The sequence below is a fragment of the Allocoprococcus similis genome (genome assembly GCF_054660775.1).
In genome coordinates, this window is the sequence record NZ_BAAHSG010000023.1 from 1 (window position 1) to 11,921 (window position 11,921).

General features: G+C 43.0%; 9 protein-coding genes and 1 rRNA gene. All 10 read right to left on the reverse strand.

Annotation, left to right across the window (positions count from 1 at the left end; translation table 11 throughout):
* Nucleotides 1–292: ribosomal RNA gene (locus ACYQ5K_RS10975) — 16S ribosomal RNA — on the reverse strand; the annotation flags it as partial.
* A 557-nt stretch (nt 293–849) separates the two neighbouring features.
* Complete coding sequence (gene radA / locus ACYQ5K_RS10980) at nt 850–2,208, reverse strand: DNA repair protein RadA (protein ID WP_178025600.1); 1,359 nt, start codon at nt 2,206–2,208, stop codon at nt 850–852.
* 154 nt (nt 2,209–2,362) lie between these two features.
* Nucleotides 2,363–2,773, reverse strand: coding sequence for a hypothetical protein (locus ACYQ5K_RS10985; protein WP_008368562.1), 411 nt, complete (start codon nt 2,771–2,773; stop codon nt 2,363–2,365).
* A 103-nt stretch (nt 2,774–2,876) separates the two neighbouring features.
* Nucleotides 2,877–5,324 carry an ATP-dependent Clp protease ATP-binding subunit gene (locus ACYQ5K_RS10990; RefSeq protein ID WP_178025599.1) on the reverse strand — a complete coding sequence of 816 codons (2,448 nt, stop codon included), beginning with the start codon at nt 5,322–5,324 and terminating at the stop codon, nt 2,877–2,879.
* Between the two features lie 25 nt (nt 5,325–5,349).
* Nucleotides 5,350–5,724: a GntR family transcriptional regulator gene (locus ACYQ5K_RS10995; RefSeq protein WP_008368566.1), complete on the reverse strand. Its 375-nt coding sequence runs from the start codon at nt 5,722–5,724 to the stop codon at nt 5,350–5,352.
* Between the two features lie 194 nt (nt 5,725–5,918).
* Nucleotides 5,919–7,469: a hydroxylamine reductase gene (gene hcp / locus ACYQ5K_RS11000; RefSeq protein ID WP_420315001.1), complete on the reverse strand. Its 1,551-nt coding sequence runs from the start codon at nt 7,467–7,469 to the stop codon at nt 5,919–5,921.
* Nucleotides 7,470–7,668: 199 nt separating this feature from the next.
* On the reverse strand, nt 7,669–9,015 hold the full coding sequence (gene glmM, locus ACYQ5K_RS11005; RefSeq protein WP_195230467.1) for a phosphoglucosamine mutase: 1,347 nt from the start codon (nt 9,013–9,015) through the stop codon (nt 7,669–7,671).
* Between the two features lie 34 nt (nt 9,016–9,049).
* Nucleotides 9,050–10,135: a tryptophan--tRNA ligase gene (gene trpS / locus ACYQ5K_RS11010; RefSeq protein WP_173688742.1), complete on the reverse strand. Its 1,086-nt coding sequence runs from the start codon at nt 10,133–10,135 to the stop codon at nt 9,050–9,052.
* 42 nt (nt 10,136–10,177) lie between these two features.
* Nucleotides 10,178–10,642, reverse strand: a complete 465-nt coding sequence (gene mscL, locus ACYQ5K_RS11015) for a large conductance mechanosensitive channel protein MscL (protein WP_178025597.1) — start codon at nt 10,640–10,642, stop codon at nt 10,178–10,180.
* 56 nt (nt 10,643–10,698) lie between these two features.
* Entirely contained in the window at nt 10,699–11,562 is an 864-nt protein-coding gene (locus tag ACYQ5K_RS11020; protein WP_178025596.1) for a putative manganese transporter, read from the reverse strand.
* Between the last annotated feature and the right edge of the window lie 359 nt (nt 11,563–11,921).

Genomic DNA, 11,921 nt, shown 5'->3' on the forward strand with positions numbered 1-11,921 from the left:
CGGCTTGGTAGGCCGTTACCCCACCAACTACCTAATCAGACGCGGGTCCATCTCATACCACCGGAGTTTTTCCCACCAGGTCATGCGACCCTGTGGTCTTATGCGGTATTAGCAGTCATTTCTAACTGTTATCCCCCTGTATGAGGCAGGTTACCCACGCGTTACTCACCCGTCCGCCACTCAGTCACAAGGATCTTCATCCGAAGAATCAAATCCAGGTGCTTCGTTCGACTTGCATGTGTTAAGCACGCCGCCAGCGTTCATCCTGAGCCAGGATCAAACTCTCGTTGATATATGTTTCTTGCAGCTTCGCTGCTTAGTAACATAATCGTTCTTCAACTCTGTTGAAGAACTACTCCGTTTGTACCCAGTCAAGAATCGCTTGGCAATTCTGTTCCTGTTTACTGTTCTGGTTTGACATCTTTCGATGTCCGTTCTTGAAAAATCTCTTTAAAGAATTTTCAGGGTTTGTTGTCTATTGTTCAGTTATCAATGTTCTTTTTTGTTGTTGTCGTTTCATGCGACAGCTTTTATATTATATCAAAGCGTTTCATGTTTGTCAACAACTTTTTTATTTCTTTTTTGCTGTTGTGAAGCAGTTCCTCACGCGACAGCTTTAACAGAATACCATATCCATCTAAGCTTGTCAACAGTTTTTTCTTTGTCCACTTCGTGATCCCTGCATGCCACTCCTTAGTCTCTGTCTCGATCAGCGAACGAATGTTATCTTATCACGACTTTCCTGAATTGTCAATGTTGTTTTTATATTTTGCGCAATTCAGAATATTCCGACATTTTTGCAGTTCAGTATTCCTGTTCCGCCATCCGGTTCCCTCTTTACATATTCTCTTACTCAATCAGTCCAATTGCCTCGTTGATACTTTTCACTCCAATGATTTTGATCCCACCAATACTCTTCACGCTATCCAGAGACACTTCCGGTACAATACATTTCTCAAATCCAAGCTTCTTCGCCTCTGCCACCCGCTGTTCCGGCATATTTACCGCACGGACTTCTCCACTTAATCCTACTTCTCCAAACACAATCGTCCGTTCATCAAATGGTCTGTTCTTATAGCTTGATACGATCGCCATCACGATTCCAAGGTCTATCGCGGGTTCATTGATCTTGATACCTCCGGCAATATTCACATAGGCATCATAATTTCCAAGATGATATCCAATCCTTTTTTCCAGAACTGCCATCAGAAGATTCACCCTGTTATAATCTGTTCCTGCTGCTGTTCTTCTCGGCATTCCGAAATTGCTTTCGCATACCAAAGCCTGGATTTCCAGCAAGATCGGACGTGTTCCTTCCATCGAACATGCCACAACAGATCCGGATGCATTTTCCGGTCTTCCATTCAGCATAAATTCCGACGGATTTTCCACCTCACGCAGTCCATCTCTTCGCATTTCAAATACACCAATCTCATTCGTCGAACCAAAACGGTTTTTCACTCCTCGAAGAATCCGGTAAGATGCATGTCTGTCTCCTTCAAAATACAAAACCGTATCTACCATATGTTCCAATACTCTTGGTCCGGCGACAGTTCCTTCTTTTGTAACATGTCCGACAATAAAAATCGAAATTCCAAGCCCTTTTGCAAGCTGCATCAGCGTATTTGTTGCCTCTCTGACCTGCGACACACTTCCCGGCGCAGAACCGACTTCTTCACTGTACATTGTCTGAATCGAATCAATGATCACAGTATCTGGCTTTTCCTTTTCAATCACATTGCGGATCAGTTCCAGATTAGTCTCACAAAGCAAAAGCAGATGATCATTAAATTCTCCCATCCTCTGTGCACGCAATTTGATCTGGCGAAGCGATTCTTCCCCTGATATGTACAAAACTTTTCGTTCTTTTTTTGCCAGTTTCTGACACACCTGCAGGAGCAGCGTTGACTTACCGATTCCCGGATCACCGCCTACTAAAATAAGAGAGCCCGGTACGATTCCGCCTCCCAGTACACGATCCAGTTCTTTAATCTCGGTTGTTACCCGCTCTTCATTCTCTGTCTTTACTTCGGACAATGGTACAATACGAATCTCTTTTGCCGCTTTAACCGCTGCCGTTTTTGACGTTGTCACACGCTCTTCCACGAAAGAGTTCCATTCCTTGCACATTGGGCACTGCCCCAGCCATTTTGATTCTTCATGCCCACAATTCTGGCAGAAAAAAACCGATTTTTTTGCCTTCGCCATATTCCAGCTCCTCTATCTTAAAAAATTACCAACTGCTTCTCTTGCCTGTTCCCAGTTTGTATACTTCCGGTAAAGAAAGAGCCTGCCGAAGCAGACTCTTTTACTTTTCTTAAATACCTATGTACTTCAGACAATTCTTGCTGTAATCATTGTCCTACTTTCTTACGACCTTGATCTCAACGCTTTCTTTTCCAAGTTCTGCACTTACACTGAGCTTTGCGCTTAAGTTTGTCTTCATATCACCAACATTCATATCATTCATATATACAATATAATCTGTATCCGGTTCAAGTTCCAGTGTGATCTGTGCATCTCCTGTCCCTGATACTTTGAATGAGATCACATCTTCTGATACTTCAAAATGCTCTACTGCAGTTCCCGGAACAGATTCATATACGAACATTCCATTCTTCTCAAGCTTTGTAATCTCCTTGAATGTCTTTACTTTATATATATCTCCCTGAAATTCAAATCCATCCTTTTTTGTCTTTGTATCCAGAGTGTAATCACCGAAACTAAGTGTTCCGTCTAATTCACTTCTGATGAGCTCTTTGACTACTGTCATTGTTCAAATCCTCCTAATGGTCTTTCTCTTTCGACTTACAGACTGTTAAATTTTCACACGTCTGACCCGTTTTTTTTATTATATAATAAAACTTCTTCTTTTGCTAGTCGTTTATCTCTCTGACTGTAAATTTTATTTCCTTTTTAGAAATACCGGCTTCCACATGGTCTCCACGTTTGATCTCACCATTCAGAAGTGCTTCTGCAAGTTTGTCTTCCAGCTGGCTCTGTACTGCCCTTCTCAGCGGTCTTGCACCATACTTCTTGTCACTTCCGGTCTCAACAATATGCTTCTTCACAGAATCACGCACAATCAGTGTAATTTCAAGCTGCTCTTTTGCTCTCTGCACAACTTCTTTACACATCAGCCCTACGATCTTCTTCATATTGTCCTCATTCAGCGGATGGAATACGATGATCTCATCAATACGGTTCAGGAACTCCGGACGGAATAACTGCTTTACTTCGTCCATCACATTTGCTTTCATACGCTTGTAATCCGCCTTCTGGTCTTCCTGCTGGGTGAATCCAAGCTTCTTCGGTTCAATGATCGCCTTTGCCCCTGCATTGGATGTCATAATGATAACCGTATTGCGGAAATCTACTTTTCTTCCCTGTGAATCCGTAATATGCCCATCATCCAGTACCTGAAGTAAAATATTAAACACATCCGGATGTGCTTTCTCAATCTCATCAAACAGAATGACAGAATATGGATTTCTGCGTACTTTCTCGCTGAGCTGTCCGCCATCCTCATGTCCCACATATCCCGGAGGCGATCCGATCATCTTGGATACACTGTGCTTCTCCATATATTCGGACATATCTACCCGGATCATGTCTTCTTCATTTCCAAAAAGTGCTTCTGCAAGAGCTTTGGAAAGCTCTGTCTTGCCAACACCGGTAGGTCCGAGGAATAAGAATGAACCGATCGGACGTGCCGGATCTTTTAATCCCACTCTTCCTCGTTTTACTGCTTTGGAAAGTGCCTGGATTGCCTCTTCCTGACCGATCACACGCTTCTCCAGTGTTTTATCCAGCTTTTTCAGGCGTTCGCTCTCAGATTCATTCAGTCTTGTTACCGGGATTCGTGTCCACATAGAAATTACATCCGCAACATCTTCTTCGGTTACCGGAACCTTTTTCTTTTCATTCTTTTTATTGAAACGCTTTTTCGCCTGCTCTAATTTCTTTTCTGCTTCCTTCTGTTCTCTGTGGAGCTCCGATGCCTTTTCAATATCTCCTGCTTTCAGCGCCGCTTCTTTTTCCTGCTCCAGCTTTCCACAGCGGATTTCTGTCCCAACAATATTCTCCGGCACTTTAAATCCGCGAAGTTTTACTTTTGAACAGCTTTCATCCAACACATCAATTGCCTTATCCGGAAGAAAACGGTCATTGATATAACGGCATGACATATGTACTGCCGCTTTCAACGCGTCCTCTTCAATTTCTACATCATGATGAGCCTCATATTTTTCTTTCAGACCTTCCAGAATCCGGACACACTCGTCTTCCGTCGGTTCTTCAACCGTAACCGGCTGGAATCTTCGTTCCAGAGCCGCATCCTTCTCAATATACTTGCGGTATTCCGTAAGAGTTGTCGCACCGATCAGCTGCATCTCCCCTCTTGCCAGAGATGGTTTCAGAATATTGGATGCATCAATCGCGCCCTCTGCACCGCCGGCACCGATAATGGTGTGAAGTTCATCTAAGAAAAGGATAATATTGCCCGCTGTCTTTACCTCACGGATCAGTTTTTTCATACGCTCTTCAAATTCACCACGATATTTGGAGCCTGCGATCATTCCCGGAAGATCCAGCACCATGATCCGCTTATCTTTCATGCTTTCCGGAACAATTCCTTCCGCGATCTGTCTTGCAAGCCCTTCCACGATTGCTGTCTTACCGACTCCCGGCTCTCCCACAAGGCACGGATTATTCTTGGTCCGTCGGCTCAGGATCTCCATGATACGTGCAATTTCTTTTTCACGTCCAATAACCGGGTCCAGCTTTCCTTCTCTTGCTTCCTGTGTCAGATCCGTACTGTACTGGTCTATAATTCCGCCAACAGTTTCCCCGTCCTTCTGATTCTCCATATACTCTTTCGGATCAATTCCCGCCGCAAGCAGAAGATCCTGAAAAAGTTTTTGAATATTTACATTCAGGGTCATCAACATACGGGTAGCCACACAATCTCCATCTTTGAGCATTGCAAGCAGAAGATGTTCGGTTCCGACTTTTTCAGATGCAAGCTGCGCTGCCTCATTCTGACTTTCTTCCAGAATATACCGAAGTCTCGGACTGTACTCCAGATGCTTTCTTTCCCTCTTAGCTGCCTCAGGAGCAGATACAAGGATATCCATTGCTTTTTCCATCTGTTCTTCATCGACTTTATTCTTATCAAGCACCTGCCCTGCAACTCCGGTAAAAACCCTCTTAAGCCCGAAAAGAAGATGTTCTGTCCCGACATACGGATGCTTCAGTTCGGCTGCAATCTTCCGTGCCATATTCAGCGCTTCCTGCGCCTGCCTTGTATATTGCTTTTCTGCCATATAATTTTAGTCTCCTTTTTTCAATCTATCTCTGTTCATAATCTGCATAGATCTCATCTACCAGTTCATGAACTTCTTCTTTCGTAATGTTTTTGCAGCTTCCTTTTGCCAGAAGTACCCGAAGCTGCTCTTTCAGATCCTGCAGAGCTTCCAGTTTATCTTCATCAATACAGATCACCGCACCTCTTCGTCTGTCGAGCTGAAGAAAACCTTCCTGCCGCAAGACATTGTATGCCTTATTCACTGTATGCATATTGATCCCGATATTATCTGCCAGCTGTCTCACAGACGGCAAAGTATCACCTTCATGAATCGTCGAAGTGGCAATTCCCATAATAATCTGATTCCTGAGCTGTATATAAATCGCCTCATCACTGTTAAAATCAATTTCAATCAGCATAAAACGCACTCCTTTTTCTATTGTACCGGCATCGCCATTGTTATATTTATGTTAGCACAGACGACACTTTTTGTAAAGGAAACAGTATGTAAAAAAGCACTACCTCTTCTTACTCACACTTTTTGTGCTTTCTGTTCCAGAAGTAATGCTTTTCATTTCTTATTTCAAATTTCTTTCTCTCACGGTGAACCTCTTCAACCTAAAATTTTCTTCAGATCCTCATCTACTGTACTGATCGGGGTAATCTGATACTCTTGCACTAGGTAATTCAGAACATTCGGTGATACAAACGCCGGAAGCGTCGGACCCAGATAAATATTTTTGATTCCGAGTGCCAGAAGTGTCAGCAGAATTGCAACCGCTTTCTGTTCATACCATGACAGGATCATAGACAGTGGAAGTTCATTTACCTCACACCCTAACGCTTCTGCAAGAGCGATTGCAACTTTAATCGCACTATACGCATCATTACACTGTCCCATATCCAAAATTCTTGGAATCCCCTCAATTTCTCCGAGCTTCAGATCATTCAATCTGTATTTCCCACACGCCAGCGTCAAGATGATCGTATCCATCGGTGTCTTTTTGGCAAATTCTGTATAATAACTTCGTCCCGGTGCCGCTCCGTCACATCCTCCGATCAAAAAGAAATGCCGAATCTTCCCTCTCTTTACAAGATCCACGATCTTTCCTGCATTTTCCAGAACTGCGTTGTGTGCAAATCCGGTCATCACGGTTGTTCCTCCATTGATCCCTGTCATCGGATGATCTTCCGGATATCCACCGCATTCCAACGCTTTTGCAATAACCGGAGTGAAATCTTTGTCCGCACCAATATGAACCATCTCCGGATAAGACACCACCGAAGTTGTAAATACCCGGTCTGCATAGCTCTGTCTGACTGGCATCAGACAATTTGTCGTAAATAAAATTGGCGCAGGAATATTATGAAACTCAAATTGCTGACTCTGCCATGCCGTTCCGAAATTGCCTTTCAGATGCGGATATTCCTTTAATTTTGGATATCCGTGTGCCGGAAGCATTTCACTGTGCGTATAAATATTGATGCCTTTATCTTCAGTCTGCTCCAGAAGCAGCTTCATATCATGCAGATCATGACCACTGACTACAATAAACGGTCCCTTTTCTATCGTAAGCGGAACTTCTGTCGGAACTGGATCTCCATAGCTTTCCGTGTTTGCTTTATCCAGAAGTTCCATGCAGCGCAGGTTGACTTTACCGGTTTCTATGACTACCGGAAGCAGTTCTTCCATCCCTTTTTCTTCTCCCAGAATACGCATTCCCTTATAAAAGAAATTCATAATCTCCGCATCCACATATCCCAGTGCCCATGCATGATAAGCATATGCTGCAGTTCCTCGTAAGCCAAACAAGATCAATGACTTTAACGAACGGATATCTTCCGGTGCCTCCCAGATCTTCTGTACATTATAAGCTTCTTTTCCTGGTTTTCTGTTTTCTGCTTCTTCTCTGATCTCATCTGACAGTTTTTTCACTGTATCACTGTTGAAATTTACATTAGTAATCGTGGTAAACAGACCTTTTAACATCAGTTCATCCGAAGATCTGCTTCTTTCATTTTCAGTAACTGCCCTTGCCAGCCGGATCAGTTCACCAGTCAGTTCATCTTGAAGATTTGCTGTATCCGACTTTTTCCCACATACACCTGCATGCCCTTCGCAGCCCGTGTTATGAGCGGTCTGCTGACATTGAAAGCAAAACATTTCATCCATTTCTTTTTCCTCCATGCTTTTTTTAATAGCATGTCAGAATATAGAAAATCTATACCGGCAGAACATTTTTCTTTTTTATTCAAATAATATTTTCCAAACATCCAGACTATGGTTCACAAACTAAAAAGGATAGCCATACAGATTCCATCTGCAAGCTATCCTCTTCTGCACAATTCTATTTGAGATTCATTTATTCTACAATAAGTCCTTCTTTTTCAATCACGTCAATTACCTGATCAACATACTTTTCACAAAGCTCATCTGTCGCAGCTTCTACCATGACACGGATTACCGGTTCCGTTCCACTTTCACGGACAAGGATTCTTCCGTCATCTCCAAGTGCTTCTGCAACTGCATCAACTGCTTTGACCACTTCCGGATTCTCCCTTGCTGTCTTCTTATCTGCTACACGCACATTTTTCAGAAGCTGTGGATAGATCTTCACCTCTTCTGTCAGCTGTCCAAGAGACTGCTTAGTCTCCATAATGACTTCCATCAGCATCAGAGAAGTCAGAATACCATCTCCTGTCGTTGCATGCTTACTGAAAATAATATGCCCGGACTGTTCGCCGCCCAGCATAAATCCATTCTTGACCATGTTTTCATAGACATATTTGTCGCCGACCTGTGTCTTTTCGTACTTCATGCCAATCTTGTCGCATGCTTTATAAAGTCCAAGATTCGACATGATAGTAGTAACGATGGTATCGTCTTTTAACTGACCATGTTCTTTCATGTATTTGCCACACACATAAAGGATCAGATCCCCGTCAACAACATTTCCATTCTCATCAACGGCGATACAGCGGTCTGCATCTCCATCGTATGCAAATCCGACATCCAGTCCTTTTTCTTTAACATATTCCTGAAGAACATTAATATGTGTAGAACCGCAATTTGTGTTGATGTTGGTTCCATCCGGCTCATTATTGATCACATAAGTCTTTGCTCCCAGTGCATCAAATACGCTTTTGGCAATACTTGAAGAACTTCCGTTGGAACAATCCAGTCCGACTTTCACATCTTTAAAAGAACGGGTTGCCAGACTGATCAAATGTCCGATATAACGGTTTCTTCCTGCTGCATAATCTACGGTTCTTCCGATCGCCTCTTTCTTGGCAAGCGGAATTTCTCCGGATTCCCCATCAATATAAGCTTCCACTTTGGCTTCTACTTCTGCTTCCAGCTTCTGACCTTTACTGTTGATCACTTTGATTCCATTATCATAGTACGGGTTATGGCTTGCGGAAATCATGATTCCGCAGTCAAAATCTTCGGTTCTTACCACGTAAGACACGCTTGGAGTTGTCGTCACATGAAGAAGATATGCATCTGCTCCTGACGCAGTAAGCCCTGCTGCCAGCGCATATTCAAACATATAGCTGCTTCTTCTGGTATCTTTACCGATCACGATTCTTGCCTTGTGTTCCTGTCCGTAATACCAGCCAAGATAACGTCCTACCTTAAACGCATGCTCTACCGTCAGTACTACATTGGCTTCTCCACGGAATCCATCTGTTCCGAAATATTTACCCATAATTATTATCTCTCCTCCGGCTTAAAGCCTTTCTTTATTCTGCAAATCTTGCTGTCTGTTCCCGGATCAGCTGCTGATCTTCAAAATAGTTGATCTTCATCGCATCTTTTACTTCTTTTAAAGTCTGTGCTGCCACTTTTTCAGCTTCAACACTTCCTTTATGAAGGATCTCATAGATCTCCGGAATCTTCTTCTCCAGTTCTTTTCTTCTTGCACGGATCGGTGCAAGCTCTTCCTGCATAACCGCATTCAGGAACTTCTTAACCTTAACATCACCAAGTCCGCCACGTCTGTAATGATCCTTCAATTCATCCAGATTCTTATAATCCGGCAGATATTTTTCAAAATGTTCATCTGTACAGAATGCATCCAGATAAGTGAAAACGGAATTTCCTTCTACCTGTCCCGGATCAGATACCTTCAAATGATTCGGATCTGTATACATTCCCATAATCTTCTGTCTTACTTCTTCCTCGGAATCAGACAGATAGATACAGTTGCCAAGGGATTTACTCATCTTTGCTTTTCCATCCGTTCCAGGAAGACGGCAACAGCTTTCGTTCTCCGGAATCAACGCTTTCGGCATAACCAGTGCTTCTCCATATACACTGTTGAATTTGTGTACGATTTCACGGCACTGTTCGATCATCGGAAGCTGATCCTCACCTACCGGTACAGTCGTTGCCTTAAACGCTGTGATATCTGCTGCCTGGCTGATCGGATAAGTAAAGAATCCAACCGGAATACTTGCCTCAAAATTACGCATCTGGATCTCCGATTTAACCGTTGGGTTTCTCTGGAGACGGGATACTGTAACCAGGTTCATATAATAGAAAGAAAGTTCTGTCAGTTCCGGTACCTGTGACTGGATGAAAATCGTGGATTTCTCCGGATCCAGTCCGCATGACAGATAATCCAGTGCAACCTCAATAATATTCTGACGTACCTTTTCCGGATTATCTGCATTATCAGTCAGTGCCTGTGCATCTGCGATCATGATAAAGATCTTGTCATATTCTCCGGAATTCTGCAGTTCTACTCTTCGCTTTAAGGATCCAACATAATGTCCGACATGAAGCCGTCCGGTTGGTCTGTCACCTGTTAAAATAATTTTCTCCATTGTTTTTATGTTCCTCTCTGTCTTATTATTCCTGTCTTTTCTTTATTCTTCTTTGTCCGTATCCTCAGCCGGAAGCTCAGATGTACAGTATGCACATCTGGTTGCCGCGATCGGGATTTCTGACATGCAGTACGGGCAGATCTTCGTAGCCGGTGCTGCAGGTGCTTCTTCCTCCTTCTTAAGCAGCTTCTCTGTTCTTGAAGCAAGATTGTTCATCACTTTTACAAAACAGAAAATAACAAGTGCCATCAGAAGAAAGTTGATCACTGCTGTAATAAAATTGCCATAATTGATCGTGTCATTCTCACCGGATCCGATCCGGATCACCCAGTCGGAAAAATTGACTCCACCAGTCAGAAGACTGATCACCGGCATGATCATATCATTTACAAGAGAATTCACAATCGACTGAAATGCACCACCAATAATAACGCCGACTGCAAGATCCATTACATTTCCTCTTGCAATAAACTCTTTGAATTCTGCAATAAATCCTTTCTTAGCCATCTCAAATCCTCTTCTTTCGTTCCTTTTAGTCTGCTGCGCCATATAAGGATATTGTACTACATTCCAAACAGGATTTCCACTATAATTCCGCACACTACACTGATTCCGTAAAGTGTTGCGACGATCATCATATTCTTCTTCCAACCATGGTTTGTCTTAAAAAGGACGATCAGTCCGATTCCGGCACATGACAAAAGTCCGGCAAACATACTGCCGACATTTAAGACTCCCTCAAGATAAAATTTCGTAATTGCAATAGAAGCTGCGCAGTTCGGGATCAGGCCGACAAGACCAGCCAGAAAAATTCCGGCAATCGGATAATGCGTCACCACGTTCATGACCTGTTCCATTCCAATCCACTCCACAACAGCATTTAATGCAAAAGAAATTACATATATAAATACCAGAATCTGTACCGAATGGATGAGCGCTGATTTTACAATGCTTCCCTCTTCGCAGTGACAGTGGTCATGCTCACAGATATCATGAATGTGCAGCCCTCTCTGGTATCCTTTGCCCAGCACCCGCACTCCGATATCAACCAGAATCCCTGCAACAATACCAACGATGATCTTTCCGATTAAAATTGCCATGATCTTACGGACATCCGCCTGCTCTGAGATCAGGATCGGAAGCATCTCATCTGATGTAGACAGAAAAACAGCGATCATCGTTCCAACTGTGATGACTCCGCCGGAATACAGATTTGCTGCCGCTGCCGAAAATCCGCACTGCGGAACAACGCCCAGGATCCCTCCGATCACAGGCCCTTTTTTCCCTGCTCCAAGAAGCATCCGCACCGTCTTCTGACCGGCTTTATTCTCCAGATATTCCATCGCAAGGTATGTTAGAAAAAGGAAAGGTATTAGTTTCACAGTGTCAATTGTTGTATCTTTTAGTATATCTATAAACAGTTCCATCTTGTATCTCCCTTCTTGGTTTCACTATTCTAATCCGTTTTGTCATTTTACACTGTCGCTGGCAAAAAAGCAAGGAAAATAAATTAGTGTGGCAAAGCAGCAGAAATAAATGGGATAAATTCAAGTTGTGCAAACCATTCCGATGAACCTCTTAGGGCGAAAATCGTGTTCAGCAAAGGCTTCCACGATTTTTGAGTTTCATCTCCATTGCACAAAATAGAATTTATCCCATTTATTTCTGCTGCTTTGCCCTTCTACTTTATTGGTGAGAACCAGACCAGTAGCCCCGGTACGTTTTCTATAGCAACAAAAAAGAATTATCCCCATCACGTTAAGGATAATTCTTTCTACTACAATAT

Coding starts and splice junctions, on each gene's coding strand:
- trpS (WP_173688742.1), bottom strand. CDS start 10,135: ATGGAGAAAATTATTTTAACAGGTGACAGACCAACCGGACGGCTTCAT.
- radA (WP_178025600.1), bottom strand. CDS start 2,208: ATGGCGAAGGCAAAAAAATCGGTTTTTTTCTGCCAGAATTGTGGGCAT.
- glmM (WP_195230467.1), bottom strand. CDS start 9,015: ATGGGTAAATATTTCGGAACAGATGGATTCCGTGGAGAAGCCAATGTA.
- ACYQ5K_RS10990 (WP_178025599.1), bottom strand. CDS start 5,324: ATGGCAGAAAAGCAATATACAAGGCAGGCGCAGGAAGCGCTGAATATG.
- hcp (WP_420315001.1), bottom strand. CDS start 7,469: ATGTTTTGCTTTCAATGTCAGCAGACCGCTCATAACACGGGCTGCGAA.
- ACYQ5K_RS10995 (WP_008368566.1), bottom strand. CDS start 5,724: ATGCTGATTGAAATTGATTTTAACAGTGATGAGGCGATTTATATACAG.
- ACYQ5K_RS10985 (WP_008368562.1), bottom strand. CDS start 2,773: ATGACAGTAGTCAAAGAGCTCATCAGAAGTGAATTAGACGGAACACTT.
- ACYQ5K_RS11020 (WP_178025596.1), bottom strand. CDS start 11,562: ATGGAACTGTTTATAGATATACTAAAAGATACAACAATTGACACTGTG.
- mscL (WP_178025597.1), bottom strand. CDS start 10,642: ATGGCTAAGAAAGGATTTATTGCAGAATTCAAAGAGTTTATTGCAAGA.